The organism is Bradyrhizobium sp. 21, assembly GCF_023073335.1.
In the GTDB taxonomy this organism is placed as follows: Bacteria; Pseudomonadota; Alphaproteobacteria; order Rhizobiales; family Xanthobacteraceae; genus Bradyrhizobium.
This window is the reverse complement of sequence record NZ_JADPJG010000028.1, coordinates 44,952-71,514: the sequence shown is the minus strand read 5'-3', so window position 1 is coordinate 71,514 and position 26,563 is coordinate 44,952. Positions and strand designations below refer to the sequence as shown.

Annotated in this window: 31 protein-coding genes; 15 read left to right on the top strand and 16 right to left on the bottom strand. The window is 63.9% G+C overall.

Annotation, left to right across the window (positions count from 1 at the left end; genetic code table 11):
• Positions 1-28: 28 nt before the first annotated feature.
• The 4 genes from IVB31_RS22895 to IVB31_RS22880 all read right to left on the bottom strand — a co-directional run bounded on the left by IVB31_RS22895 (position 29) and on the right by IVB31_RS22880 (position 3,551).
• A complete protein-coding gene (locus tag IVB31_RS22895; RefSeq protein WP_247327862.1) occupies positions 29-1,645 on the bottom strand; it encodes a DHA2 family efflux MFS transporter permease subunit in 1,617 nt (538 codons plus the stop codon).
• The gene (locus IVB31_RS22890; RefSeq protein ID WP_247327861.1) at positions 1,642-2,796 is read right to left on the bottom strand and encodes an HlyD family secretion protein; all 1,155 of its coding nucleotides are present in this window, start codon (positions 2,794-2,796) and stop codon (positions 1,642-1,644) included. The genes IVB31_RS22895 and IVB31_RS22890 overlap by 4 nt, the downstream gene beginning before the upstream one ends.
• Before the next feature lie 198 nt (positions 2,797-2,994).
• Positions 2,995-3,153: a hypothetical protein gene (locus IVB31_RS22885; protein WP_247327860.1), complete on the bottom strand. Its 159-nt coding sequence runs from the start codon at positions 3,151-3,153 to the stop codon at positions 2,995-2,997.
• Between the two features lie 23 nt (positions 3,154-3,176).
• Positions 3,177-3,551 carry a PRC-barrel domain-containing protein gene (locus IVB31_RS22880; protein ID WP_247327859.1) on the bottom strand — a complete coding sequence of 125 codons (375 nt, stop codon included), beginning with the start codon at positions 3,549-3,551 and terminating at the stop codon, positions 3,177-3,179.
• Between the two features lie 155 nt (positions 3,552-3,706).
• Between IVB31_RS22880 and IVB31_RS22875 the strand changes: the two genes are divergently transcribed.
• The 7 genes from IVB31_RS22875 to IVB31_RS22845 all read left to right on the top strand — a co-directional run bounded on the left by IVB31_RS22875 (position 3,707) and on the right by IVB31_RS22845 (position 8,990).
• The gene (locus IVB31_RS22875) at positions 3,707-5,494 is read left to right on the top strand and encodes a thiamine pyrophosphate-requiring protein (protein WP_247327858.1); all 1,788 of its coding nucleotides are present in this window, start codon (positions 3,707-3,709) and stop codon (positions 5,492-5,494) included.
• A gap of 8 nt (positions 5,495-5,502) precedes the next feature.
• Entirely contained in the window at positions 5,503-5,730 is a 228-nt protein-coding gene (locus IVB31_RS22870; protein WP_247327857.1) for a hypothetical protein, read from the top strand.
• 87 nt (positions 5,731-5,817) lie between these two features.
• The gene (locus IVB31_RS22865) at positions 5,818-6,372 is read left to right on the top strand and encodes a DUF4142 domain-containing protein (protein WP_247327856.1); all 555 of its coding nucleotides are present in this window, start codon (positions 5,818-5,820) and stop codon (positions 6,370-6,372) included.
• Between the two features lie 204 nt (positions 6,373-6,576).
• Positions 6,577-7,467 (top strand): SDR family oxidoreductase, encoded by an 891-nt coding sequence (locus IVB31_RS22860; RefSeq protein WP_247327855.1) that lies wholly within the window; start codon positions 6,577-6,579, stop codon positions 7,465-7,467.
• A 106-nt stretch (positions 7,468-7,573) separates the two neighbouring features.
• Entirely contained in the window at positions 7,574-8,158 is a 585-nt protein-coding gene (locus tag IVB31_RS22855) for a phosphatase PAP2 family protein (RefSeq protein WP_247327854.1), read from the top strand.
• A complete protein-coding gene (locus tag IVB31_RS22850) occupies positions 8,155-8,502 on the top strand; it encodes a DUF3147 family protein (RefSeq protein ID WP_247327851.1) in 348 nt (115 codons plus the stop codon). Before IVB31_RS22855 ends, IVB31_RS22850 begins: the two co-directional genes overlap by 4 nt.
• Positions 8,502-8,990 (top strand): hypothetical protein, encoded by a 489-nt coding sequence (locus IVB31_RS22845; protein ID WP_247327850.1) that lies wholly within the window; start codon positions 8,502-8,504, stop codon positions 8,988-8,990. Before IVB31_RS22850 ends, IVB31_RS22845 begins: the two co-directional genes overlap by 1 nt.
• Here IVB31_RS22845 and IVB31_RS22840 read toward each other — a convergent pair.
• A complete protein-coding gene (locus tag IVB31_RS22840) occupies positions 8,987-9,154 on the bottom strand; it encodes a hypothetical protein (protein WP_247327849.1) in 168 nt (55 codons plus the stop codon). The two genes, IVB31_RS22845 and IVB31_RS22840, sit on opposite strands and share 4 nt — an antisense overlap.
• A 169-nt stretch (positions 9,155-9,323) precedes the next feature.
• Between IVB31_RS22840 and IVB31_RS22835 the strand changes: the two genes are divergently transcribed.
• Positions 9,324-9,572: a hypothetical protein gene (locus tag IVB31_RS22835; RefSeq protein ID WP_247328142.1), complete on the top strand. Its 249-nt coding sequence runs from the start codon at positions 9,324-9,326 to the stop codon at positions 9,570-9,572.
• A gap of 141 nt (positions 9,573-9,713) precedes the next feature.
• Here the strand turns inward: IVB31_RS22835 and IVB31_RS22830 are convergent, their stop codons facing one another.
• The 3 genes from IVB31_RS22830 to IVB31_RS22820 all read right to left on the bottom strand — a co-directional run bounded on the left by IVB31_RS22830 (position 9,714) and on the right by IVB31_RS22820 (position 10,450).
• Entirely contained in the window at positions 9,714-9,932 is a 219-nt protein-coding gene (locus tag IVB31_RS22830; protein WP_247327848.1) for a hypothetical protein, read from the bottom strand.
• A 70-nt stretch (positions 9,933-10,002) separates the two neighbouring features.
• On the bottom strand, positions 10,003-10,140 hold the full coding sequence (locus tag IVB31_RS22825) for a hypothetical protein (RefSeq protein ID WP_247327847.1): 138 nt from the start codon (positions 10,138-10,140) through the stop codon (positions 10,003-10,005).
• Between the two features lie 115 nt (positions 10,141-10,255).
• Positions 10,256-10,450: a hypothetical protein gene (locus IVB31_RS22820; RefSeq protein ID WP_247328138.1), complete on the bottom strand. Its 195-nt coding sequence runs from the start codon at positions 10,448-10,450 to the stop codon at positions 10,256-10,258.
• Between the two features lie 95 nt (positions 10,451-10,545).
• On the opposite strand from IVB31_RS22820, the gene IVB31_RS22815 reads away from it, so the two are divergent.
• A complete protein-coding gene (locus IVB31_RS22815) occupies positions 10,546-11,058 on the top strand; it encodes a DUF4142 domain-containing protein (RefSeq protein WP_247327846.1) in 513 nt (170 codons plus the stop codon).
• Positions 11,059-11,061: 3 nt separating this feature from the next.
• Here the strand turns inward: IVB31_RS22815 and IVB31_RS22810 are convergent, their stop codons facing one another.
• Complete coding sequence (locus IVB31_RS22810) at positions 11,062-11,358, bottom strand: hypothetical protein (RefSeq protein WP_247327845.1); 297 nt, start codon at positions 11,356-11,358, stop codon at positions 11,062-11,064.
• 300 nt (positions 11,359-11,658) lie between these two features.
• On the opposite strand from IVB31_RS22810, the gene IVB31_RS22805 reads away from it, so the two are divergent.
• Both IVB31_RS22805 and IVB31_RS22800 read left to right on the top strand, forming a co-directional pair.
• Positions 11,659-17,949, top strand: a complete 6,291-nt coding sequence (locus IVB31_RS22805) for a HAMP domain-containing protein (protein ID WP_247327844.1) — start codon at positions 11,659-11,661, stop codon at positions 17,947-17,949.
• Positions 17,950-17,962: 13 nt separating this feature from the next.
• Positions 17,963-19,453, top strand: coding sequence for an HWE histidine kinase domain-containing protein (locus IVB31_RS22800; RefSeq protein ID WP_247327843.1), 1,491 nt, complete (start codon positions 17,963-17,965; stop codon positions 19,451-19,453).
• On the opposite strand, the gene IVB31_RS22795 is transcribed toward IVB31_RS22800, so the two are convergent.
• Positions 19,450-19,671, bottom strand: coding sequence for a hypothetical protein (locus IVB31_RS22795; protein ID WP_247327841.1), 222 nt, complete (start codon positions 19,669-19,671; stop codon positions 19,450-19,452). The two genes, IVB31_RS22800 and IVB31_RS22795, sit on opposite strands and share 4 nt — an antisense overlap.
• 138 nt (positions 19,672-19,809) lie before the next feature.
• On the opposite strand from IVB31_RS22795, the gene IVB31_RS22790 reads away from it, so the two are divergent.
• Both IVB31_RS22790 and IVB31_RS22785 read left to right on the top strand, forming a co-directional pair.
• Positions 19,810-20,067: a hypothetical protein gene (locus IVB31_RS22790; RefSeq protein ID WP_247327837.1), complete on the top strand. Its 258-nt coding sequence runs from the start codon at positions 19,810-19,812 to the stop codon at positions 20,065-20,067.
• Positions 20,068-20,178: 111 nt separating this feature from the next.
• A complete protein-coding gene (locus IVB31_RS22785) occupies positions 20,179-20,424 on the top strand; it encodes a hypothetical protein (RefSeq protein ID WP_247327835.1) in 246 nt (81 codons plus the stop codon).
• A 126-nt stretch (positions 20,425-20,550) separates the two neighbouring features.
• On the opposite strand, the gene IVB31_RS22780 is transcribed toward IVB31_RS22785, so the two are convergent.
• Positions 20,551-20,760: a hypothetical protein gene (locus IVB31_RS22780; protein ID WP_247327832.1), complete on the bottom strand. Its 210-nt coding sequence runs from the start codon at positions 20,758-20,760 to the stop codon at positions 20,551-20,553.
• Between the two features lie 18 nt (positions 20,761-20,778).
• Positions 20,779-21,000, bottom strand: coding sequence for a hypothetical protein (locus tag IVB31_RS22775; RefSeq protein ID WP_247327830.1), 222 nt, complete (start codon positions 20,998-21,000; stop codon positions 20,779-20,781).
• A 115-nt stretch (positions 21,001-21,115) separates the two neighbouring features.
• Between IVB31_RS22775 and IVB31_RS22770 the strand changes: the two genes are divergently transcribed.
• Positions 21,116-21,310 (top strand): DUF3072 domain-containing protein, encoded by a 195-nt coding sequence (locus tag IVB31_RS22770; RefSeq protein WP_247327823.1) that lies wholly within the window; start codon positions 21,116-21,118, stop codon positions 21,308-21,310.
• An 85-nt stretch (positions 21,311-21,395) separates the two neighbouring features.
• The gene (locus IVB31_RS22765) at positions 21,396-21,692 is read left to right on the top strand and encodes a DUF6496 domain-containing protein (RefSeq protein WP_247327820.1); all 297 of its coding nucleotides are present in this window, start codon (positions 21,396-21,398) and stop codon (positions 21,690-21,692) included.
• Positions 21,693-21,698: 6 nt separating this feature from the next.
• Here IVB31_RS22765 and IVB31_RS22760 read toward each other — a convergent pair whose 3' ends face one another.
• The 4 genes from IVB31_RS22760 to IVB31_RS22745 form a co-directional block, all read right to left on the bottom strand.
• Complete coding sequence (locus IVB31_RS22760; protein WP_247327817.1) at positions 21,699-22,061, bottom strand: hypothetical protein; 363 nt, start codon at positions 22,059-22,061, stop codon at positions 21,699-21,701.
• A 268-nt stretch (positions 22,062-22,329) separates the two neighbouring features.
• Entirely contained in the window at positions 22,330-23,865 is a 1,536-nt protein-coding gene (locus IVB31_RS22755; protein WP_247327815.1) for a Do family serine endopeptidase, read from the bottom strand.
• 205 nt (positions 23,866-24,070) lie between these two features.
• Positions 24,071-24,283: a hypothetical protein gene (locus IVB31_RS22750; RefSeq protein ID WP_247327812.1), complete on the bottom strand. Its 213-nt coding sequence runs from the start codon at positions 24,281-24,283 to the stop codon at positions 24,071-24,073.
• 164 nt (positions 24,284-24,447) lie between these two features.
• Complete coding sequence (locus tag IVB31_RS22745) at positions 24,448-26,304, bottom strand: EAL domain-containing protein (protein ID WP_247327810.1); 1,857 nt, start codon at positions 26,302-26,304, stop codon at positions 24,448-24,450.
• Positions 26,305-26,563 lie beyond the last annotated feature (259 nt).

Sequence of the window (26,563 nt, the reverse complement as noted above, 5' to 3'; positions counted from 1 at the left end):
CACCCTTTCTCTCCGAACGGCGTTTGGCTCAATGTCCCCGCGCAGGCGCGCTCAGGTTGATTGGCCGCAGCACGGCCGCCGTCGGGATCATCAGCAGGGCGACGATGGCGAGCGTCCAGAACACGTCGATATAGGCGAGCAAATCGACCTGCTGCTGCAAGATGCGGCCGACCCAGGCGACCGCCTGCGAGGCCGCATCGCTGGCGCTCGAGCCCTGGGCCTGGAAGAAGCGGGTCATCGTCTCGATGGTCTGCTGGTAGCCGAGGTCCGACGGCGCGGCGTGCTCGATCAGCCGGCTCTGGTGGAATTGCTGGCGCTGCGCCAGGACGGTCTGCGCCAGCGCCACGCCCATGGAGCCGCCGATGTTGCGGGCGACGTTGATCAGCGCGGAGGCCTGGTTGGTCTTGTCAGGCGGCACGCCGTCATAGGACGCGGTCGTCACCGGCAAGAACAGGAAAGGCAGCCCGAGGGCGAGAAAGATGCGCGACAGCGCGGCATAGCCGTAGGTGATGTCGCCCGTGAGCCCCGTGAGATGCCACATCGAGAACGCGACGATGGCAGCGCCGAACATGATCAGATATTTCGGCTGCACGCTGCCGACGAGGCGGCCGACCACCGGCATCAGCACCAGGGTCGCGACGCCTCCGGGCGACAAGGCGAGGCCGGCGAGCAGCGCCGTATAATTCAACTCGGTCTGGAGCAGCTGCGGCAAAAGCTGCGTCGTGGAGATAAGTACCGCGCCGGTGCCGAGCATGACGAGGAAGCAGGCGGCAAACTGGCGGCGGCCGAGCAGGCGGAGATCGACGATGGGATCCTCACGTGTCAGCTCCCATGGGATCAGCGCGAGCAGGGACACAGCTGAAAGCACCGCGAAGAACACGATCATATTGGAGCCGAACCAGTCATTGCGCTGGCCTTCGTCGAGCACGTATTCGAGCGAGCCGAGCCCGATCGCGACCAGCAGGAAGCCGACATAGTCGACGCGAAGGCCTTTGCTCAGCAGCTTCTCCCTCTCCTCCTCCGCGCCCGACGGCTCCTTGACCAGCGTGCCGACCAGGAACAGCGACAGCAGCCCCATCGGGACGTTGATCAGGAACACCCAGTGCCAGGTATAGGTATCGGTGATCCAGCCGCCGAGCGTCGGGCCGATCACCGGCGCGACCACGACGGCGACGCCATAGACCGCAAAGGCCTGGCCGCGCTTCTGCGGCGGGAAGGAGTCGGCGAGGATCGCCTGCTCGCTGGTCGCCATGCCGCCGCCACCAAGGCCCTGAAGGATGCGGAACAGCACCAGCGACTGCAAATTCCAGGCGAAGCCGCACAAAAGCGAGGAGAGCGTGAAGGTCGCGACGCAGATCATGTAGAAGCGCTTGCGGCCGATCACGGTCGACAGCCAGCCCGAGATCGAGAGCACGATGGCGTTGGCAACGAGATAGCTGGTGATGACGTAGGTGCTTTCGTCGATGCCGACCGCGAGGCTGCCCGCGATGTGTCGCAGCGCCACATTGGCGATGGTGGTGTCGAGCACCTCCATGAAGGTCGCGATCGAGACGACGAAGGCGATCAGATAGGGATTATGACCGCCCGCCGCCGAGCGCTCCGGCGACCAGCCGCCTGCGGCGCCGCCTTCGACGGCGTCCGTCATCGCACCCTGGTCCAGGGCACGACCGACATGCCGGGGCCGACCGGCAGATCGGCCGGCCAGGTGTCGACCACGATCTTCACCGGCACGCGCTGCACCACCTTGACGTAATTGCCGGTGGCATTCTCCGCCGGCAGCAGGCTGAAGGCGGTGCCCGAACCCGGCTGCACCGACTCGACATGACCGGTCAGCTTATGGTGGGGATAGGCGTCAATGCGGATCTCGACCGGCTGGCCCGGCCGCATGTCGGCGAGCTGCGTCTCTTTGTAGTTGGCGACGATCCAGACCTCGTCAGGCACGAACATCATCAGGCTCTGTCCCGCGGTGACGAAAGTACCCTTCGCACCCGAGAGCTTGACGACCCGGCCGGACTGCGCGGCGGTCACGCTGGTGTACTGCAAGTTCAATTTGGCCTGGTCGAGTTGCGCCTGCGACTGCTCGAGCTGCGCCCTGGCGCCTTCGAGCTGCGCTTGCAGCGTCTTGATACCGACTTGCGCCGCGGTCACGGCCGTCTTCGCGCGCTCGGTGTTGGCCTGCTGCGCCTGAAGATCGGAGCGGGTCTGCTGCTGGCGCTGCACGGTGCCGGCGCCCTTCTCGACGAGATCTTCCGCGCGCTTGAACTCCTCCTGCGAGAACTGCAGCTGGGCCTGCGCCTGTTCGAGCTGGGCCTCGGCTTGCTTGATCTGTTCCTGTTGTGAAACGATCTGGGCCTCGACATTGTCGATGTTGGCCTTCGAGACGGCAACCTGCGCGTTGGCTTGGCTGACGGCGATCCGGTAGTCGCGTTCGTCGATCTTGGCGATGAGCTCGCCCGCATTGACATGCTGATTGTCCGTGACCGGGATGTCGGTGACGTAGCCCCCGACTTTCGAGGCAACGGAAAAGCTGCGCGCGGCGACGAAGGCATCGTCGGTGGATTCGTAGTGACGTACCTGAAGCCAGTAGAGCAGGCCGCCAACAAGCGCGGCGATCAGCACGACGGCGCCGACCGTGGCGAGCAGCCAATGCTCGCGAAGCCGTTCCCGCAGCGATGGCGTCTTCGCCGGCGTCTGCTCCTTGGCGTCGCGGGGCTGGTCAGGAGATGTCCTCGGAGCTTCCTTCGTCCTCCGCGGCTGTTCCGCGGACGGCCCACGCTCGCGTGTCTGAGCATCCACGGCGACCACCTTTCCCGAGACTAAAAAACGGCGGCGGAGCGGCCAAGGCCGGCCCGCGCGCCGCGAGCCCAACGACAGCCCCCGGGCATGGTTCCGGCCTTCCGACAGCCAGACCGTCATCGTGATTGCACTGCCTCAAAAAAAAGCGCGGCACCGTGCGTGCCGCGCTCATCTCGCATTCCGTATCGTGCACTTTGCTCAGTGCGTATTGGTTTCATGCCATTTTTCGAGATCGGGCTTTACCTCGTCCGATCCCTGGTCCTTCTCCGGATTGCCCTTCCAGGGCTTGTCCGTCTGTTTGTGCGAACCCCAGTCGCTCTGCTGCCGGGGATCGTCGTTCGGCCTTTCCTTGCTCATTGAACTCCCTTTCCGTGAAACCCCTAAGCGAAGGGGACGCCGTAGTAGGAGTTGATGCCGCGAACTGCGGCGTCATCACCCCAGTTCCAATCACTCCGTTCGCCGTATTTCGGCGCGCCTTCCAGTTCCTTGGTGGTAATGCCGGTGACATAACCGCCAAGCTCCGTGTCGTATTTCAGCGATTGCCACGGCAGCGGATAATGGTCGTTGCCGAGGCCCAGGAAACCGCCGAAGCCGAGCACGGCGTAGGACACCTTGCCGCTGACCTTGTCGATCATCACACGCTCGATCGAGCCGATCTTGCTGCGATCGGCGCCATAGACCGATGTTCCCTCGACCTTGTCGCTGCCGATCAAACGGCCCATCTCGTTTTGGTCCAGTTCGCCTTGATTCAACATCTCAATTCTCCACTCAGCCAGTGTGGAGACAACCCGGATAAGTGAGTGATCGTTCCAGCTTGTTCCGCGCGAGTTGAGGAACATCGCCTGAAACAGGCGGTTCTCTCAACTTCAGTTCCCCAACTCCAGTCTCCGGAAACGAAGAGCGGCCCACGATGTCCCAGACCGTCTCCGACTTCATCGTTCAGCGTCTCCATCAATGGGGTGTGCGCCACCTCTTTGGCTATCCCGGCGACGGCATCAACGGCGTATTCGGGGCCCTTCAACGTGCTGAGGGCAAGATCGGCTTTGTCCAGGCACGGCATGAGGAGATGGCCGCCTTCATGGCGACCGCCTATGCGAAATTCTCGGGCCAGCTCGGAGTCTGCATCGCAACTTCAGGTCCCGGCGCCTCGCATCTGATCACGGGGCTCTACGATGCGCTGCTCGATCACCAGCCGGTGCTCGCGATCGTCGGTCAGCAGGCACGCAATGCCTTGGGCGGGCACTATCAGCAGGAACTCGATCTCGTCTCGATGTTCAAGGATGTGGCTGGCGCCTATGTCATGCAGGCGTCCTCGCCAGCGCAGATCCGGCATCTGATTGATCGATCGATCCGGATCGCGCTGGCCCGGCGGACGCCAACGGTGATCATCCTGCCCAATGATATCCAGGAGGAGCCCTACGAGGAGCCGCCGCGCGCTCATGGCACCCTGCACTCGGGCATCGGCTATAGCGCTCCCAGCATCAAGCCTCGTGACGCTGACCTCGACCGTGCCGCCGAAGTTCTCAACGCCGGCAAGAAGGTCGCGATGCTCATCGGCGCGGGCGCGCTTCATGCCACCGAGGAGGTGATCGCGGTCGCCGACCGGCTGTCAGCCGGCTGCGCCAAAGCACTGCTCGGCAAGGCTGCGCTACCCGACGACCTGCCCTGGGTCACCGGCTCGATCGGCCTGCTCGGCACCGAGCCCAGCTACAACATGATGATGGAATGCGACACGCTGCTGATGGTCGGCTCGGCCTTTCCCTATTCGGAGTTCCTGCCGAAGGAAGGGGCGGCGCGCGGCGTGCAGATCGACATCGACGCCAGCATGATGTCGATCCGCTTTCCCATGGAGGTCGGTCTCATCGGCGACGCCGCCGAGACGCTACGCGCCCTGCTGCCGCGACTGAAACCCAACAGCGACGGCGCCTGGCGCCAAGGTATCGCGGACGACGTCGCGAAATGGTGGAAGACGCTGGATGACCGCGCCCATCAGCCCGCAGCACCGGTGAATCCGCAGCTCGTCGCCTGGGAGCTGTCTCCGCGCCTGCCTGACCGCGCCATCATCACCAGCGATTCCGGCTCCTGCGCCAACTGGTTCGCACGGGACCTGAAGATGCGCCGCGGCATGACGGCCTCGCTCTCCGGCGGCCTCGCCTCGATGGGCGCCGCGGTGCCCTATGCGCTCGCCGCGAAATATGCCCATCCCGACCGCCCCGTGATTGCACTCGTCGGCGACGGCGCGATGCAGATGAACAACATGGCCGAGTTGATTACCGCCGCGAAGTACTGGCGCGACTGGACGGACCCCCGCTTCATCGTCTGCGTCTTCAACAACGAAGACCTCAACCAGGTGACCTGGGAGCAACGCATCATCAACGGCGATCCAAAATTCGAGGCATCGCAGCGTATCCCAAACGTGTCCTATTCGCGCTTTGCCGAGTTGATCGGCCTCTCCGGCATCTACGTCGACAGCCCGCAGTTGCTGGGCTCGGCCTGGGAGCGGGCGCTGGCGAGCGCGATGCCGGTGGTGCTGGAGGTGAAGACCGACCCCGAGGTGCCGCCGCTGCCGCCGCACATCACCTTGCAGCAAGCCAAGAATTTCTCGCTCGCCCTGATCAAGGGCGATCCTAACGAGAGCGGAATGATCAAGGGCGCGGCACGGCAAATGTTGGAAAAGATCCTGCCTGGAAAGGAATGAGGTGAACCATGAGCGATTTCCGCGATATCCAGAACGGCGTCAACGATCCCGTCGATGGCCTCGATGTGAAGCGGCAGATCAACGACAACCGGACGCCGCATGAACGTGCACAACGCCATGCAGACGTGCGTTCCGAGGCCACGGCCGTGCCGACCGAACCGTTTCTGCCCGAACGGCTCCGGCGCCAGCCGACCGATCCCATCAATCCGCGCACCGGGCGGCGTCCCGCAGATTAGCCGTTAGGAACCTCGTCCCCCGCGGCGTGTTGGTCGGCGCAACGTCGCGCGGCGAGAGGCTGCGCGCTCAATCGGAGGCACCTGACCATGAAACGAATGATTATCGCAGCCGCCTGCGTGCTTCTCGCGGGCCCCGTCTTCGCGCAGTCGCTTGGCGAGAAGACCGGCGTCAACTCGGCGCTCGGCGTCGCGCCTGCGACGGCCGACTTCGTCAAGGAGGTCGCCATCAGCGACATGTTCGAGATCGAATCGAGCAAGCTCGCCGAGCAGAAGGGCAACGCGCAGGAGAAGACTTTCGCGCAGCAGATGGTGAGCGACCACACCAAGACCAGCGGTGAACTGAAGGGCCTTGTCAGCGGCGGCAAGGTGCAGGCAACCCTCCCGACAGCACTCGACAGCTCGCACCAGAGCAAGCTCGACAAGCTCAAGGGCGCGAACGGCAAGGACTTCAGCTCGGACTACAATTCCTATCAGGTCAGCGCTCACGAGGACGCCGTGTCCCTGTTCGAACGCTATGCCAAGGGAGGCGATAATTCCGAGCTAAAGGACTGGGCCGGCAAGACGCTGCCGGCGCTCAAGCATCACCTCGACATGGCCAAGGAGCTCGGCAAGGCGCCGAGCGTCGGTCAGTCCGCCAAGTAAAACGTCTTCCGAGGACGCCGGCCACGCCGGCGTCCTCGTTTTGCAACGATGCTTCTCTCCGCGCATTGAGATCGCAAAATCGCGGAGGCTCTCATGACGCATCAAGACAAGTCTTCAGTATCCCGCCGGCACGTCGTCCAAGCGGCAAGCGCAACGCTCGCGGCTGCTTCGCTGGCTTCTTCGACAGCGAAAGGAAACACGTCCATGGCCGAGCAGAAACTGGTCGATCCCGTCAGCCGCTATCCGAAGCCGCCATTCAAGAAGCAGTCGCAGCCTTGGCCTGGCCTCGCCGGCAAGATGGAGCCCCGTCCGGACCACGGCGAGACCAGCTACAAGGGCTCCGGCCGCCTCGCCGGTCGCAAGGCGCTGATCACGGGCGGCGATTCCGGCATGGGCCGCGCCGCCGCGATTGCCTACGCGCGCGAAGGTGCCGACGTCGCCATCAACTATCTGGCGGAGGAAGAGCCGGATGCGCAGGAGGTCATCGCGCTGATCCAGAAGGAAGGGCGTACCGGACTTGCGATCTCGGGCGACCTCAGGGAGGAAGCCTTCTGCGGGAAGCTGGTCGAACAGGCCGCGCAGGGCCTCGGCGGCCTCGACATCATCGTCAACAACGCGGCCCGGCAACAGACACGTGCCTCCATTCTCGACGTCTCATCGGAAGACTTCGACGCAACGATGAAAACCAACATCTACGCGCCGTTCTGGATCATCAAGGCTGCGCTGCCGTATCTCAAGCCCGGCTCCTGCATCATCGGCACCACGTCCGAGCAGGCTTACGATCCCTCAGCCGACCTCTACGATTATGCGCAGACCAAGGCGGCGACGATGAACTATGTGAAATCGCTGGCGAAGCAGCTCGCCTCGAAGGGCATTCGTGTCAACGGCGTCGCTCCGGGACCGATCTGGACGCCACTCCAGGTCTCCGGCGGCGCCACGATGGAGAAGCTCGAGAAGTTCGGCGGCATGACACCGCTCGGCCGCCCCGGCCAGCCCGTCGAGCTGGCTTCGATCTATGTGCAGCTTGCCGCGACCGACGCGAGCTATGCGACCGGCCAAGTCTATGGCGCCGCCGGAGGTTCGGGACAGCCGTAGCGCTGCAGCGTCGGGGCGGGCCGGTAGAGACGGAAGCGCAGGAACCATCACTGTCATATAAAATTTATAAAACTGTCATGGAGAATATCTCGCTGATGGCAGTTTGATGGCTTTCGTAACAGTAAAACCCACCCCTATCGATACAGCGCTCGCAAGCGAGATCGCGGAGAACACCAACTCAGGACTGGAGCACACAGCACAGGTGGTGACTTGGGCTGCCGACGAGCACGTGCTGCTCGGGCTGGCCGCAGCGGGGTGGCTCTATGCTCATCTTCGGCATCCGCAACAGCGGCCCGTTGCAAACCACGTTCTCGCTGTTTCGATAGCGACTGCCGTTTTGCCTCATCTCCTGAAATCCGTGTTCAATCAGATCAGGCCAGACCGGCTGACCCTGCGCGGGCACCGGCATGGAGTTCCGATCTCAGGGCGGGCGCGTGACGCTTTCCCTTCCGGCCACGCGGTTCATATGGGCGCACTTGCATCCGCGGCGGGCTTGCTGCCGAAGACGCCGCGTCGGTTGGTGCGCACGGTTGCCGTCGCGCTGTCGCTGACACGGATTGCGGTGCTCGCGCATTGGGCGAGCGACGTGGTCGCGGGCTTCGCGCTTGGCGCGGCCGTGGAGAGGCTGTTGCGGCCATGGACGCTCAGCGGATCGCGGGGCGGGAGCGAAAACCGGCGGGGGCCGCCATGACCGAGTATCTGCTGCGCTTCGTCGCCGGCGGCCTGATCGTCTCCGTGTTCGCCATTTTCAGCGACATGCTTCGGCCGAAGAGCTTTGCCGGGCTTCTGGGCGCGGCGCCGTCGGTTGCGCTGGCCACCCTTGGCATCGCCGTCGTCCAACACGGCCCGCATTATGCCGCGGCCGAAAGCCGAACGATGATCTATGGCGCGGTCGCCCTCGCCTGTTACAGCTTCGCCGTCTGTCAGTTGCTGATGAGGCTTCGTCTCGGTGCGCTCCCCGCCACGATCCTCGCCTTTGGCGTTTGGCTCGTGGTCGCCTTCGGTCTGCTCGCGGGCTTCGGAGGTGCGGCCTGATGCTGGTCAAACTGTCTTCATCGGCGTTGAAGCAGACGCGCTGGTACGAATACGCCGTTCGCTTCGGACTCGGCGGCTTCGCGACAGTGCTCGCGGGAGTCCTCGGCTCGCGTTTCGGCCCCTCTGTCGGCGGGCTGTTTCTCGCGCTTCCAGCCATCTTCTGTGCGAGCGCGACGCTTGTCGAAAGCCACCAGCGTCACGCCAAGGAGAAGGCCGGTCTGAGCGGGCGGCGGCGCGGACAGCAGGCGGCGGCGCTCGATGCTGCGGGCGCCGGCCTTGGAAGTATCGGTCTCGCAGCGTTCGCTGCCGTGTTTTGCGCCCTGGTTTGGACAACCGCGATCGGCGCATTCGTCGCGGCCATCCTGGCATGGGCCGCCGTCTCCGTATTTGCGTGGTGGCTCAGGCGCAAGCTTCGCATCGTCTCCCGCAAACCACACCGATCCGCCTCTACGCCATCGGCAAAGGCCTCTCCCTTCGCGAAGCCCTAGCCTGCTTTCTCAGGCACCGGAGGCTGGGATTTGGGCGGTTGAAGGCCTGTGCTGTTGGCCCAGCGCTCGACCTGCTCCATGACCTTCCGGTGGCTGGGACGCAGCGACTTGTGGGGCATCGCCTCTTCGAAAAGCGTGCAGGGCAATCTGTTCTGCTCTGTCATGAGTCTCTCCAGTCGACCGGCTGCACCCCCGCGATTCTTCTACATCTTATTAACCCATTGATCTAGCTATATATTTTAGCTCACTTGGCGCCGCCGCCACAGTTGGCGGAACCCCAACCGAGTTAGTTAGTTGAGTAGACAACTCAACTTACTCATATTGGGTGAAACCATGAACGACCTTCGCGCCGAGCGGCTCCAGGTCATGCTGTCACCGGAAGAACTGGCCGCGGTGGACGATTTCCGGTTCAAACATCGCATGCCGACGCGAGCCGCGGCGGTGCGAGAACTCCTCAAGCTCGGACTGGCGGCAGCCACTGTCGATGCAGGAGCCAACGTCAAATCAAGTCGCTTCGGCGTGTTCGGACGCGGCCCGGACGGCCACACGCAGGTCAATTCTGAAGGCAGTCCTGAGGACTGACCGTCAGGCCGTCCACAAGCAAACGACCCTGGCACGGTGGGTGCCAGGGCCGTCCTTGGAGATTGCTTCCGGCGCACCGGGGGCATGACAACCGGAAGCAACCTGTCGACGCTTCGCGCCGGGATTCGTTCCTCTCGAAAACTAGCCCGTAGCGTCGCTTGAACCGTCCGGCATCACGCCGGAGCCTGGCGTCTTGCTGTCGTCGCTCAGCTTCGGATCGCGCGTCGCCTCGCGCGAGGGCGAGCCTTTCGGATCCGTCTTGTGCGGATCCGTCTCGTGCGCGGACTGCGCACGCTGCTTGTCGCGGGGCTGCTCCTCGCCACGCTGATCTTTGACGATGCCGTGGTCGGAATTGGCCATGATGTGCTCTCGCTTCTGCTGATGTGTCGAAGCGCTTACGCCCTGCGGCGCCGAATGTTCCGGCGAGATGCTAAGTGTGCGCCGCGTGGATCGCAGCCGATGCATTTTCATGATGCACCTGCCGCACCGTCGTCACCGTCGCGAACGCCACCGAGACGCCAAAGGCGAGAATCAACGAAAGAAGAGCCAGACGTGGACGTGAAGCCATCGCAAAATCTCCTTCTGAATTAAAAATCAACGCGATCGACTGGTCCCGAATAATCCTCGATTGGTCGCCTGCATTCCGTGAGCGGTCTCACACACAGATTCAGGAAAACGAGAGCTTACGCATCCTGCCTTTGACGGGTGCGGACTGCAACGGGCGGGACCTCGCCGTCGAGCCAGTCCTGCTCCTTCGCGAGCGCCGTCCACGCGTCCGCCATGCGCGAAAAACGGTTGTGAGCCGGCTGTCCTTCGGCCCGCTCAGCGAGTTGTAGGCAGTTGTCGGCGTTATCCCTGAAAATATCAGACTGCTTCATGAACATGAATTGGGGACGGAACCTTGCCTATGCAACCGTCGTTACGGGATCGTAACATTCGCGGAACTTCGCCCGCCATCCGTCATTGGATATCCATGCGGATTCTTGTCGCGATAGTCCTCGCCTTCATCAGCACGACAGCCCTCGCCGACAGCACCGGCGAACACAGGCCGGCCAGCCGCGCGCCGACCGCAACCGAGGTCATCAGCGACCTCTACACGTTCAGCCGATTCCAGCAGGGCCTGCTGGAGAGCACCGACCTGAAGGGCAATGCCGAGGTCAAGAACCTCGCCGCCCTGCGCGCCGAAGAAGCAGCCCAGCGCGACAAGGGCCTGAAGCCGATCCAGGAAGCGACCGGCATCGAACCGCGCGTCGTCAAGACGACCCCGGCGAGCGCGAGCCTCGTCGAGCCCGAAACCTCGGACGGACCGACATTCGTCAAGAGCTTCTATGCCGCGCAGATTCCCGAGTATGAATCGGTGATCGACCTGCTCGAACGCTACCTCAAGGCACCCGACAATGGCGCGCTTGCAGCGTTCGCGCGCGAGCAGCTCCCGATATTGCGCTCGCATGTCAAGGACGCCGAGCGCAGCATGGCGGACAAGTAGCCCTTATTTGTCGTTCGGATGTTGCTGCTGGGTTTCCGGCCGTACGGTGCGGTCGCTATCTGGCATCCTGTCCCGACCGGCATCGCCATTATCATCCTTGCCGCCCGAACTCGAGGTGCCGCTGCCGCTGGGGTTCGAGCGGGTCGCCGTCCCCGTGGTCGGCGTATCCGCGTGTGGGGTGGCCGAGCTTGCGGCGGGATCACCGGTCACGGCGCCGCGACCGCTGGGCGCACCGCCTTGCGCGAACGCCGCTCCGGCAAACAACATCACGGTCGCGATGACAGCAAATCCTGCTTTCATATGCGTTCTCCCTACATTTATTGCGGGCTAACCGCAGCGCCGCCGCTCCGTTCCGCCGCCAAAGGTCCCGAAAAAGGCTCCCCCTGAGCCAGGCTATGAAGACGGACTTGCGATCAAAATACTTTTTGGAACCCGATGGAACCGTTGCGCTTTATCGCGATTAGCTTGATTGGGCTGAGCAAGGCAGGTTCCATTTCCTGGCGCCAAGACGTTGGCGCTTGATTTCGAATTGGGCTGACGCTCTATTTTGATGAATCGCGTCTAGCCTGGGATTCGGCCGGCGCCTGCGGGGGAATAAGTATGAGCGACCTCGATCCCGGAACTGCATCACGCTCCGGTCGTCGCGGCCCAAAGCCAAAAACCAACGGCATGTCGGAGCCGGATTCCCGCGCGGAATTGCTGCTCGCCCTCCAAGCCATGCGCAGCGGCGATTTCTCCGTACGCATGAGCGGCGACTATCTCGGCACCGACGGCAAGATTGCCGACACTTTTAACGAAATCATCGCCGCCAACCAGCGCATGGCGCAGCAGCTGGAGCTGGTCGGCCAGGTGGTGGGCCGCGAGGGCAAGACGCGGCAGCGCGTGAAGTTCGGCCTCGCCTCCGGCTCCTGGGCCGACATGGAAGGCTCGGTCAACACACTGATCGACGATTTGTTGTGGCCAACACGCGAAGTGACGCGCGCGGTCGCAGCCGTGGCGCAAGGCGACCTGATCCAGACCGTCAAGCTCGACGTCGATGGTCGCCCCCTGCGCGGCGAATTCCTGCAGTCGGCGACCATCGTCAACACCATGATCAAGCAGCTCGGCGTGTTCACCTCCGAGGTGACGCGCGTCGCGCGTGAGGTCGGCACCGAAGGCAAGCTCGGCGGCCAGGCCCAGGTTCCGGAAATGACCGGCGTCTGGAAGGATCTGACCGAGAGCGTCAACTCGATGGCGAACAACCTGACTAACCAGGTTCGCAACATCGCCGAGGTGACGATCGCTGTGGCCAACGGCGACTTGTCCAAGAAGATCACGGTGGACGTCCGCGGCGAGATCCTCCAGCTGAAGGAAGCCATCAACACGATGGTAGACCAGCTTCGCTCCTTCGCCTCGGAAGTGACGCGCGTGGCACGCGAGGTCGGCACCGACGGCAAGCTCGGCGGCCAAGCCATCGTGCCCGGCGTCGCCGGCACCTGGAAGGACCTCACCGATAGCGTGAACGCGATGTGCGGCAACCTGACCGCACAGGTGCGCAACATCGCCAACGTCACCACCGCCGTTGCGCGCGGCGACTTGTCGCGCAAAATCACCGTGGACGTGCGCGGCGAGATCCTGGAGCTCAAGGACACCATCAACACCATGGTGGACCAGCTCAACTCCTTCGCCTCCGAAGTGACGCGCGTGGCGCGCGAGGTCGGCACCGAGGGCAAGCTCGGCGGCCAGGCCCAGGTGCCTGGTGTCGCCGGCACCTGGAAGGACCTCACCGACAACGTCAACTTCATGGCGTCGAACCTGACGGCCCAGGTCCGCAATATCGCCGACGTCGCGACCGCCATCGCCGGCGGCGACCTGTCGAAGAAGATCACGGTGAACGTCTCGGGCGAAATCCTTCAGCTGAAGGAAACGCTGAACACCTGCGTGGACCAGCTCAACGCCTTCGCCGGCGAAGTGACGCGTGTGGCGCGCGAAGTCGGCACCGAAGGCCGGCTCGGCGGCCAGGCCAACGTGCTCGGCGTCGCCGGCACCTGGAAGGATCTCACCGAGAGCGTCAATTCGATGGCCTCGAACCTGACCGCGCAGGTCCGCAATATCGCCGAGGTGACGACGGCGGTTGCCGGCGGCGACTTGTCGAAAAAGATCACCGTGGACGTGCGCGGCGAAATCCTGGAGCTCAAGGACACCATCAACACCATGGTGGACCAGCTCAACGCCTTCGCCGGTGAAGTCACGCGCGTTGCCCGCGAGGTCGGCACCGAAGGCAAGCTCGGCGGCCAGGCCCAGGTCCGCGGCGTCGCGGGTACGTGGAAGGACTTGACGGACAGCGTCAACTCGATGGCCTCGAACCTGACCGGCCAGGTCCGCAACATCGCCGAAGTCGCAACCGCGGTGGCCAAGGGCGATTTGTCGAAGAAGATCACCGTCAACGTCTCAGGCGAAATCCTTCAGTTGAAGGAAACGCTCAACACCATGGTGGACCAGCTCAACGCCTTCGCCGGCGAAGTCACCCGCGTGGCGCGCGAGGTCGGCACCGAAGGCAAGCTCGGTGGTCAGGCGCAGGTGCCGGGCGTCGCCGGCACCTGGAAGGATCTCACCGACAACGTCAACTCGATGGCGGGCAACCTCACCGCCCAGGTCCGTAACATCGCCGAGGTCGCGACCGCCATCGCCGGCGGCGATCTCTCGCGCAAGATCACGGTGGACGTGCGCGGCGAGATTCTACAGCTCAAGGACACCTTGAACACGATGGTCGACCAGCTCAACCGCTTCGCGGGCGAGGTGACGCGCGTGGCGCGCGAGGTCGGCACCGAAGGCCGCCTCGGCGGTCAGGCCAACGTGCCCGGCGTCGCCGGCACCTGGAAGGACCTCACCGACAGCGTCAACTCGATGGCGGGTAACCTCACCGCACAGGTCCGCAACATCGCCGAGGTGACCACGGCGGTGGCGCGCGGCGACTTGTCCCGCAAGATCACCGTGGACGTGAAGGGCGAGATCCTCGAGCTGAAGAACACCATCAACACCATGGTGGACCAGCTCAACGCCTTTGCCGGCGAGGTCACGCGCGTGGCGCGCGAGGTCGGCACCGAAGGCAAGCTCGGCGGTCAGGCCGAGGTGCCCGGCGTCGCCGGCACCTGGAAGGACCTCACCGACAACGTCAACTTCATGGCCTCCAACCTGACAGCCCAGGTCCGCAATATCGCCGAGGTCGCGACCGCGATCGCCGGCGGCGACCTGTCGAAGAAGATCACGGTGGACGTGCGCGGCGAGATCCTGCTGCTCAAGGATACCTTGAACACCATGGTCGAGCAGCTCCGCTCCTTCGCCGCCGAAGTGACGCGCGTCGCGCGTGAGGTCGGCACTGAAGGCCGGCTCGGCGGCCAGGCCGTGGTCCCCGGCGTCGGCGGCACCTGGAAGGACCTCACCGACAACGTCAACCTGCTCGCCGCGAACCTCACCACGCAGGTCCGCAACATCGCCGAGGTCACCACCGCCGTGGCGCGGGGCGACCTCTCGCGCAAGATCACCGTGGACGTGAAGGGCGAGATCCTCGAGCTGAAAAACACCATCAACACCATGGTGGACCAGCTCAACGCTTTCGCCGGCGAAGTGACGCGCGTCGCGCGCGAGGTCGGCACCGAAGGCGAACTCGGTGGCCAGGCCCAGGTGCCGGGCGTCGCCGGCACCTGGAAGGACCTCACCGACACCGTCAACTTCATGGCGGCGAACCTGACCGAGCAGGTCCGCGGCATCGTCAAGGTGGTGACTGCGGTCGCCAACGGCGACCTCAAGCAGAACCTTACCGTGAAATCGAAGGGCGAGGTCGCGGCGCTCGCCGACACCATCAACAACATGACCGAGACGCTCGCGACCTTTGCCGACCAGGTGACGTCGGTGGCGCGCGAAGTCGGCGTCGAGGGACGGCTGGGCGGTCAGGCCGACGTGCCCGGCGCCGCCGGCACCTGGAAGGACCTCACCGGCAACGTCAACCTGCTGGCGGCCAACCTCACCTCGCAGGTGCGCGCGATCGCGGAGGTGGCGACCGCTGTGACCAAGGGCGACCTCACGCGGTCGATCCAGGTCGACGCCCGCGGCGAAGTCGCGGAGCTGAAAGACAACATCAACACGATGATCACGAATCTCCGTCTGACGACGGACGTGAACACCGAGCAGGACTGGCTGAAGACCAACCTCGCCAAATTCACCAACATGCTCCAGGGCCAGCGCGACCTCACGACGGTCGGCCGGCTGCTGCTCACGGAATTGTCGCCGCTGGTGAACGCGCATACCGGCGTGATCTACCAGGTCGAGAACGAGGACAGTCCGCAGCTTCTGCTGCTCGCTTCCTATGCCGGCGACGGCGTCTATCCGTATCAGCGCGTGCTGCCACTGGGCGACGGCCTGATCGGCCAATGCGCGATCGACAAGCGTCCGCGCGTGATCGCGGACATTCCGGCCGACGCGGTATCGATCAATTCGGCGCTGCTCCGCGTCGCCCCGAAGAACCTCGTGGTGCTGCCGGTGCTGTTCGAAGGCCAGGTCAAGGCGGTCATCGAGCTCGCCTCGCTCACCTCGTTCACGACCTCGCAGATGACCTTCCTGGAGCAGCTCACCGATTCCATCGGCATCGTGCTCAACTCGATCGAGGCGACGATGCAGACCGAAGGCCTGCTCAAGCAATCGCAACAGCTCGCCGGCGAGCTCCAGACCCAGCAGCGCGAATTGCAGCAGACCAACGACCAGCTCGAACAGAAGGCGCAGCAGCTCGCCGAGCGCAACGTCGAGGTCGAGCGCAAGAACCAGGAGATCGAGCAGGCCCGCCGCGCACTGGAGGAAAAGGCGACTGAGCTCGCGCTGACCTCGAAGTACAAGTCCGAATTCCTCGCCAATATGAGCCACGAGCTACGCACGCCGCTGAACTCGATCCTGATCCTGGGACAGCAGCTCACCGACAATCCGGATGGCAATCTCACTGGCAAGCAGGTCGAATTCGCCCGCACCATCCACGGCGCCGGCACCGACCTGCTCAATCTCATCAGCGACATTCTCGATCTCTCCAAGATCGAGTCCGGCACGGTGACGGTCGACGCCGAGGAAATCCTGACCGCGAACCTGCTCGAGACCGTCGGGCGGCCGTTCCGTCACGAGGCGGAAAACCGCAACCTTTCGTTCAAGATCGACGTCGATCCGAATCTCGCGCGCAGCCTCGTCACCGACTCCAAGCGCCTGCAGCAGGTTTTGAAGAACCTGCTCTCCAACGCCTTCAAGTTCACTGCCGAAGGCGAAGTGCGCCTGAAGGTCGCCGGCGCGGTCGGCGGCTGGGGGACGGATCATCCCGTGCTGAACTCGGCGCCGGCCGTGATCGCATTCGAAGTGTCCGACACCGGCATCGGCATTCCCCTGGAGAAGCAGAAGCTGATCTTCGAGGCGTTCCAGCAGGCGGATGCCGGCACCAGCCGCAAATATGGCGGCACCGGCCTCGGCCTTGCGATCAGCCGTGAGCTCGCAAGCCTGCTCGGCGGCGAAATCCATCTGCGCAGCTTGCCGGGCAAGGGTTCGTGCTTCACGCTTTACCTGCCGCTCAAATACTCCGGTCCGACGCTCGCGCCCCGTGCTGCGCCCCTGCATCACAGCCAGCCGCCGGCGCTGCAGCCCGCCGCGCCCGAACAGCAACGCGTCATCGAGCAGCTCCCCGACGACCGGCTCGACCTCGAACCCGGCGACAGCATCCTCCTGATCGTCGAAGATGACCCGCATTACGCGCGCGTGCTGGTCGACCTTGCGCGCGACAAGGGATTCAAGGTGCTGGTCGCCGCACGCGGCGCGGAGGCCCTGGAGCTTGCAAAGCAGTATCAGCCGAGGGCCGTCTCGCTCGACGTGTTCCTGCCTGATATGCTCGGCTGGACCGTGCTGAGCCAGCTCAAGCACAATCCGCTGACCCGCCACATCCCCGTGCAGATCATCACGCTCGACGAGGACCGCCAGCATGCGCTGGCGCGCGGCGCCTTCTCCTTCGTCAACAAGCCGACGACGACCGAAGGCGTCTCGGCCGCGCTGATGCAGATCAAGGAATATGCGCGACCGCGGCGCAAGCGGCTGCTGATCGTCGAGGACAACGAGGCCGAGCAGCTCTCCATCCGTGAGCTCCTGCATCACGACGATATCGAGATCGTGACGGCTGGCACCGGCGCCGACGCGCTCTCGATGCTGCGTGAGTCCCCCTGTGACTGCGTCGTGCTCGATCTGCGGCTACCCGACATGAGCGGCTTCGAGGTGCTGGACCAGATTCGCAACGACGAGGCGCTGTCGAACGTTCCGGTCGTCGTCTTCACTGGCCGCGAGCTGTCGGCCGAGGAGGATGCGGAACTCCACACCATGGCGCGGAGCATCGTGGTCAAGGGCGTGGAATCGCCGGAGCGCCTGCTCGACGAAACCGCTTTGTTCCTGCATCGCGTCATCACGGAACTGCCGGTCGAGAAGCAGCGGATGCTCGAGAAGCTGAACAGTTCCGACGAGGACCTGATCGGCAAGACCGCCCTGCTCGTCGACGACGACGCCCGCAACATCTTCGCGCTGTCGAGCGTGCTGGAACGGCGCGGCATGAAGGTGCTGACGGCCACGACCGGCAACGAGGCGGTGACTTGGGTCGAATCCAACCCGGAGATCGCCATCGTGCTGATGGACATCATGATGCCGCAGATGGATGGCTATCAGACCATCGGCGTCATTCGCGAGAACCCGGCCTTCGCCCGCCTTCCGATCATCGCGCTGACCGCCAAGGCGATGAAAGGCGACCGCGAGAAGTGCCTCGAAGCCGGCGCGTCCGACTATCTCGCCAAACCCGTCAACACCGATCAATTGCTGCTTGCAATCCGCATGTGGCTGCACCGCTGAGTTGGATGCCCGTATGGACCACGAAAAGGTCAACATCCTCCTCGTCGACGATCAGCCGGCCAAGCTGCTCGCCTATGAGGTAATCCTGAAGGATCTCGGCGAGAACCTCGTGATTGCCTCGTCCGGTCGCGAGGCTCTGGAGGTGCTGCTCAAGACCGAGATCGCGGTGATCCTGGTGGACGTCTGCATGCCCGAGCTCGACGGCTTCGAGCTCGCCGCGATGATCCGCGAGCACCCGCGCTTCCAGAAGACCGCGATGATCTTCATCTCGGCGATTCAAGTCAGCGACATCGACCGCCTGCGCGGCTACGAGATGGGCGCGGTCGACTACGTCCCCGTCCCGGTCGTGCCGGAGGTGCTGCGCGCCAAGGTCAAGGTGTTCGCCGAGCTCTACCGCAAGACGCGCGAGCTCGAACGGTTGAACCAGGATCTCGAGGACCGCGTGCGTGCACGCACCGCCGAACTGGAGAATTCCACCGCAAAGCTGCGCGAAAGCGAAGAGCGGCGGAGCATGGCGATCGCCGCCGGCAAGATGGGGTCCTGGGACTGGGACTGGATCACCGGCGACTGGATGTGGGACGAGGGGCAATATCGCATCTTTGGCGTTCGCCCGGAGAGCTTCCAGGTGAACCCGGCCAACGTTCAGGCGCTGTTGCATCCCGATGACGTCGATCAGTTGCGCCGGGCGATGGCCGAATTCAACAAGGGCGCGCGCGCCTACGAAACGGAGTTCCGCATCGTGCGGCCCGATGGCGATGTGCGCTGGTGCGTCGGCACGGCCGCCGTCACGGGTGACGATAGCGGCCGGGTTGTGCGCGTCAGCGGCGTGACGGTGGACATCACCGAACGCAAGCGCGCCGAGGAGCGGCAGAATCTCCTGGCGCGGGAAGTCGATCATCGCGCCAAGAATGCGCTGGCGCTGGCGCAATCGATCGTGCGCCTCACCCGCGCCGACGAGGTCAAGGCCTATGTCAATGCCGTCGAGGGACGCATCAACGCACTGGCGCGCGTGCACACGATCCTCTCGCTGTCGAGCTGGCAGGGCGCCGAACTCTCGAAGCTGATCGACGAGGAGCTTGCGCCCTATTCCCTCGGCGGCCAGATCAAATTGGCAGGGTCTGAAGTTCAGTTGCTGCCGGCGACCGCCCAGACGCTGGCGCTGGCGCTGCATGAACTTTTCACCAACTCGGCGAAATATGGCGCGCTCTCGACGCGGTCGGGACGGCTCGCGATCGGCTGGCAGGTCGAGGACGAGCTGCTCACGCTGATTTGGGAGGAATCCGGCGGCCCGCTGGTCAGGCCCCCGAAAACCCGCGGCTTTGGTACGCGGAGCCTGCTTGCGAGCGTCGAGTCCCAGCTTGGCGGACAGGCGCAATTCGATTGGCGCGCCGAGGGCCTGTTATGCCGCCTGGAGGTGCCGTTGGTCCGCAAGACCGCCGCGACAACCGCGCCCGGCAAATTTGAAGCCTCCAGCTCCGCCGAATTGCAGCGCGCCTCCGGCTAACCGGAGGCCGCTCCTGACATGGGCTGCGTCGTCCGCGGGTCGCGCGCGACGCGTCCTTCGAGCCAAGCTTCCGTTCGGGCGAGATCGCGCAGCGCCTTTGCATAGCGGCGAGCTGCGCTTCGCTCCGCGCCGCGGGGGAGCTTTCGCGCCTTGTTCAGGATGTCCGCGGCGGCGTTGCGATAGGCCAGCGAGCGGTAAAGAAAGACCACCTTACCCATATCCAATGTTCCCGTGTTGTGGCCTTCATTCTAGCAAATCCGGCATGAACGTCGGATGAAGCGGATGCTGTCAATTCCTTCATCGGATGGAACCGGCGGGGGTCGCGCGCGTTGCATGGCAGATCGGGATAGAGTTCCATGCGCGCGAAAAAGTCGTCGGACCTGATCTCTCCCAGCGGGCTCGTCAAGTTGATGACGCACGCGATGATGGGCGCAGCCCTTGGCCTCGCTTTCAGCCTCGTGCTCATTCTGTCCAATCCAGCCGTCGCCAATTTGCTGAGTCACGGCGGAAGGCAGGCCGTCGTCGTTTTCGCTCTCACATTGGTGACGACGTTCGCGATCGGCGCGACACTTACCGGCGTCGTCTTCATGCTCGCAGAGGACAAGCGATTTTGAAGCATGCGTGCTTTAGAAGCATGCGTGCTTTACCGGAACTTCTTTGTTGGAACTCCTGGGACGAATGGCAGTTGGCTGCCTGCGTCAATTCAACTCAGGGAGTTCCCGGACATGAAGACCACCAAGCTCGCCCTTGCCGTGATGTTGGCAACCGGCCTCGCCGCCGCACCGTTCGCCGCGCAGGCCAAGTCGCACAAGGCAAAACACGGATCCTCGATGTCATCGTCGCAGACCACAGGCGCCAACACCAAGTCGTCCAAGGGCGCCGATCCCTCCGGTCAAGGCGGCTCCGGCCCCGGCTCCGACCAGGGTGGCACCATGACGAACAACAAGGGCGGCATGAGCAACACCAAGTAGGTGTTGGTCGAAAACACGAAGGCCCCGCGAGCGCGGGGCCTTTTGCTTTGGGGCTTGAACAGATTTCTCTCGGACCGCTTCGTCAACATGGGCTAGACGAGCCCCGTACCTGGCGTTGCTCAGGCTTCAGCTACGATGGCCGCGCAGGATGTCAGGATGAACGCCTGCAGGATCTGATTTCACCAGATGATCGAGTCGTGCTCGCTTGCGCGCGATCAAGAGCTGGGCCGCGGCGTCGTCGAGCCCCTCGCGTTGCAGCTGCCGGATGGCAGAGCCCAGTTCGAGAATCTCGGCGCGCAGCTTTAGAATCCGGTACGCATCCGGGTCTTCCTCCACCGTGCGCTCCCAAAGCTCTCAACGGCGCGCGATCACGCGCAGAGGACTACCTAATGTCTTCGCGGAACGAAGGCGCATCCTATCGCGGACGTCAGGCAGGACATCGCCGCCACCCGCAGCCTTCCATTCGCCGATCAGCAGATTGATTTTCCGGCGCAGATCCATCTGCGCTAGGGCCTTCTCCGCGCAGTCGTGATCGCGGTCCACGAGGTCGCGCACGGACGCCTCGACCTCGGCCATTTCCAGCCTCAAGACACTGATTTTACGTCGAATTTCATTAATTCTATTGTCCATGGCTTGTTAGAACAAAATAAGAACATATAGTCAAGTGACGATTTCAGGACGGAGAAGCGAGATGCAGGTTCAGGGTAAATACGACGCCAGGGCTTTCCTCACCGAGCAGATGACCCGGACGCAGGGCCTCAGGCTGAAACGGCTGAGCGAAGAGGCGTATCAACCCGCGCAATATGCGCGGGATCTGTCCTCCAGCGAGGCAGCACGGCGCATCCAGGTGCTGGAAGCGGAGATCGAGCTGGCCAATTCCTTCTAGGCTGCGTCGCGCATCCGGAACGTTGTGCCCACTTTCGGAACCATGCCTGTGTCGAATGGTTCTCCCCGGCCAAGGGAGAATCTGCATGGCACGCAAGGCAAAGAAGCGCCGCTACTCGCGCAGCTCCGGCAGCGATGTCGAAAGCGAGATGAAGCGCTACAAGAAGGGCACCGCGAAGAGCGGACCCGGCGGTCGTGGCGGACGCGTGAAGAGCCGCAAGCAGGCGATCGCCATCGGTCTGTCGAAGGCGCGCAAGAAGGGCAAGAAGGTGCCTAAGAAGGCATCCAAGCGGAAGACTGCCAAGAAGAAGACTGCCAAGAAGACGTCCAGAAAAACGTCCAAGAAGACTTCGAAGCGCAAATCGTCCAAACGGTCGCGCTGACCTCGGTCAGATCATGCTGCCCGGCATGAAGCAGCGGATCGAAACCCCGAACGCAGTCTTCACCGGCCACACCATGGTGCGGCCGGCCCGATTCGGCTCGGTGATGACGGCTTCGTCCGGCACCTCGATCCACTCGCCGTCGAGACGCACGCGATAATGCCCGTTGTGCGAGTCCCAGTCGGGATCGGCGACGGCGAACCCATCCGCGTCCGAGCAGCACGGACCGAGATGGCTGCGCAGGCTGTCGAACCACGGCTTGAGGGGCGAGTCCGCGTAGCGGCCGTCGTCACGCCCGAGCGCATTTCCGCCCCACAGCACGAACGGCGCCACGAGCAGCGCACCTGTCAGCGAGAGCTTCAATCGATCCATGTCGGCACCGATCAAATGCGAACCACCGGATAGCCGCTAGGCGGCATGTTCGGCGTTCCACGCCTGCAACCGTCCCGGCGGCTTCGTTGCCGCCGAGTCCGTATGAGACTCGGAACTGTGATGAGCGAACACGGCTTTTTCGGACGAACCGGGTCATCCTCCCTGCCGTTAACGAGAATGTTATCGCATTCCACAGGGAATCCTGAAGGCGAACAGGAAAGGCGGCCCGAGGGCCGCCTTTTTGGATTTGCGCCGATCGACGTTCGACTTATGCCAGCGGCACCGCGACGAACCGGGTCGCCTGCGCGCTTCTGACCTGCAGCAGCACGCTGTTCCTGCCGGACGATTTGGCCTGCGCCAGCTCGGAGCGGACATCACCGATATTGGCGACGGCCTTGCCGCCGACATTGAGGATGACGTCGCCGGTCTGGATGCCGCGCTGGGCGGCCGGCCCTTGCGGATCGACTTCAGTGACGACCACGCCCTTCTGGCCGGCGCCCTGGACGTCGCCGGCCGGAGCCAGGCTGAGCCCGAGGCGCGGGGTGCCGGCATCCGGCTGCGCCTTGCGCTCATCGGCTTTCGCCTGCCGCTCGTTCGGCAACTCGCCGAGCGCCAGCGTCACCATCTTGCTATCGCCCTTGTGGACGACATCGAGCTTCACGGACGTGCCCGGCGCAAGCGTAGCGATGGTGCGGGCGAGATCGCGGGAGTCCTTGATCGCGGTGCCGTTTACGGCGGTGATGATGTCGCCCGCTTCGATGCCCGCCTTCGCCGCCGGGCTGCCGTCCTGCGGATTGTCGACAATCGCGCCGCGCGCCTCCTTGAGGCCGAGGCTGTCGGCAATCTCGGCGCTCACCGGCTGCACCTGCACGCCGAGCCAGCCGCGTGTGACCGCGCCCTTGTCCTTCAACTGCGCAATGACGAGCTTTGCAGTCGAGGCCGGAATGTCGAAACCGATGCCGACCGAGCCGCCGGAGGGCGAGTAGATCGCGGTGTTCACGCCGATCACGTTGCCGTTCATGTCGAAGGCCGGGCCACCGGAATTGCCCTTGTTGATCGGCGCGTCGATCTGGATGAAATCGTCATAGGGACCGTTGCCGATGTCGCGGCCGCTGGCCGAGACGATGCCCGCGGTCACAGTGCCGCCGAGGCCGAAGGGATTGCCGACGGCGACCACCCAGTCGCCGATGCGCGGCTTCTGGTCGGAGAATCTGACGAACGGAAAGTCCATCTTGCCTTCGACCTTGATCAGCGCGAGATCGGTCTTCGGATCGGTGCCGACCACCTTCGCGGTGTAGATCGTGCCGTCGTCCATCGTCACCTGCACCGACTCGGCGTGATCGACGACGTGGTTGTTGGTCACGGCGTAGCCGTCGGCGGAGATGAAGAAGCCGGAGCCCTCACCCGTGATCGTCTGGTGGCGCTGGCGCGGCATGCCGTTCATGCCGCCCGGGCCACGGAAGCCGAACTGCCGCGAGAACGGGTCGAGCGGAGAGTCCTCGTCCGAATCCATCCGGTTCTGTTGCAGCATCGCGCTCTTGTCGTTGGCCTGGTCGATTTTGACCCGCACCGAGATGACGGCCGGTTTGACCTTGCTGACGAGATCGCCGAAGCCGGGCGGCGTCACGGCGGTCTCCGCGGCCTGGGCGGGCGCAATGAAGGAGGTCGCGCCGAACGGCGAAGAGCCGGGAGCAATCGCCAGCACGGCCACGCCAAGCGCGGCCACGGTGCCGAGCAGCGCGAGCCGGCGCGGCCTCAGGATCTTGCGGGTCATGGTGGTGTCGAAATTGACGCGATCGTTCATGTCGATATGTCCATGTTGGGTAAGTCGCCTTGCACCCAACATGGCGGTCGCCACCTTACAGCGTCCCGTCCACACGATTAAATCTTGGCAAAGAACAGACGATTGCGGGCCGAACGAAATGCTTCGAGCCTGGTCGTTACGCGATGCGAGGGACGAGGACGGCTCGGTGCGGATGTCCGCCTCAGCGGAAGCGGTATGCGCGCCGTCACGCAGCGGCAGGCCTCTCCCATGCCGAGGCCCCGACGGCGTCCTTGTCGTGTTGGGCATTGCACGCGTCGAAATGGGCCTTGAGTTCGACTTCGGCGAGATATTCGAAATGTTCGGCCTGGCCGAGCAGTTCCCAGTTCTGGAGCGGCCGGTAGGCGGCCTGCTGACGACAGAGGGACGCCAGCGCGCGGTAGCGACGTACGTTCTCCATGAGACCCTCCCTCGCGTTTCATGGGCTTATTGCCCTTATTTACGTCAGGGCGATGGCGATTGTGCAAAAGATTTCTTGCGCGCACAGACCGCCGCGCCTCGGGTAACTTTTGGCAAACGGGCAGGTTCCTATCCGTGACCCCGAGCGTGGAACTCGCAAGGCCCTCAGGCGTAGCGGCGACGCTCGACGGTGATCCCGATCAGACCGAGATACCGTTCGATCGGCTCTGGCCGGCCGATGAGATAGCCCTGCATCTCCTCGCAGGCTTCGCCTGCCAGGAAGGCCCGCTGCGCCTCCGTCTCCACCCCTTCCGCGACGACCGGAATGTGAAGGGCATGCGCGAGGCTCAGGACCGCGCGGACGATCTCGGCCGATTGCGGCGTCGCCTCGAGATTCGAGATGAAGCTGCGATCGATCTTGATCTTGTCGAACGGGAACGACTGGAGATAGGACAGCGAGGAGTAGCCGGTGCCGAAATCGTCCATCGCGATGCGGATGCCGAGCGCCTTCAGCCGCCGTAGCAGATTGAGCGCACGGGTGAAGTCGCCGATCAGCACGCCCTCGGTAATCTCGACCTCGAGCCGCGTCGGAGTAAGCCCCGTCTCCAGCAGGATTCTGTGGATCGAGCCTTCGAGGTCGCCGGCCTGGAACTGGACCGGCGACAGATTGACTGCCACCTGCAACGGCCGCGGCCACGACGCCGCCTCGCGGCACGCTTCGCGCAAGACCCACTCGCCGATCTGGATGATCAGGCCGTTCTCCTCGGCGAGCGGAATGAACTGGTCGGGCGGCACGAAGCCGCGCGTCGGGTGGTTCCAGCGCAGTAGCGCCTCGAAGCCAATGACCTCGCCGTCCATCCGCGCCTGCGGCTGGAAGTAGACCAGGAGCTGGTCCTGCTCCACGGCCTGGCGCAGGTCGTGCACCAGCAGCCTGCGGTCGCGCAGCTCGCGGTCCATCTCGGATTCGAAGAAGCGCACCCTGCCCCGGCCCTCGCGCTTGGCGCGATAGAGCGCGGAATCAGCATTGGCAAGCAGAGTGGCCGCGTCCACGCCGTCATCCGGATAGAGCGCAATGCCGACGCTCAGGCCGACATGAGAGAGATAGTCTTCGACCTCGAGCTCGTTGCTGATCGCCTCGACGAGGCGCTCGCCGAGTGTCAGCACCTCCTCACGGCAGACGTCGTCTGGCATCAGGATCATGAACTCGTCACCGCCGACGCGGGCGACGAAGGCGCCATCGGCTTCCGCTGCAAGACGCTCGGCCGCCGCGCGCATCAGCATGTCGCCGACGGGATGGCCGAACACGTCATTGACTTCCTTGAAGCGGTCGAGATCGAGGCTGAGCACCGCAAAGCTGATCGACGCCTCCTGCGCCCGTTCCAGCCGCTCGCCCAGCGCCGCATTGAAGGCGCTGCGGTTCGGCAGGTCGGTCAAGGCATCGTGATGCGCGAGGTGGCTGATCCGCTCCTGAGTGGTGATGCGCTCGGTGACGTCCTCGATGACGCCGACCAGATATTGCGGATCGCCGGCGCCGTCCGTGATCAGCATCTTGCGCGAATTGATGACGCGGTCGTGGCCTTTGACACCGACTTCGATCAAATGCTCCTCGAGGAACATCGGCATGCCGCTGGCGACGACGCGACGATCCTGCTCGTTGACCATGCGGGCGACATCCGCCGGGAAAATCTCCTCGGGTGTCCTGCCCAGCATCTGTTCGCGGGGCAGGCCGTAATAGTCCTCGCCGGCCCGGTTGAGCAGAATGTAGCGGGAATCCTTCGCGCACTTCGCGAACACGGCGATCGGAATGTTTTCGACGATGGTATCGAGAAACTCCTGAGTCCGCAGCAAATCCTGCTCGACCTCGTCATGCGTGTGCGCCCGCACGTCGGTCATCCGCTGGCGGTCGCGGTCGCTCGCCTCATAGGCGGCACTGACGAGCTCACCCAGCTTGACGAGATCGACCTGTCCGGTCACATCGGTAGCGCAGCGGAGCTGCTCGGCGAACAGGCGATGCATGCTCATGCCATCGCTCCCCGCCGCGTGCAGCCTTCATGCCCGCAGATATCTTCGATCCGCATCCCCGCGCTCTCTCAGCGTTCCTAAACCGCAGATTGCGGGGCATAGCATTGCGCGGGCGTTAATCGAATTTCCGTCTCAGGGGCGTTGGTTACCCCGGTCTGAAAACAGCCGATCATTTTGCGCGGTATGTTCCGTATATCTCCGGGAAAATGACGCGCCTTGGCACAACCACTGCGGCGCCGGCTCGCCCGGCCCATATACC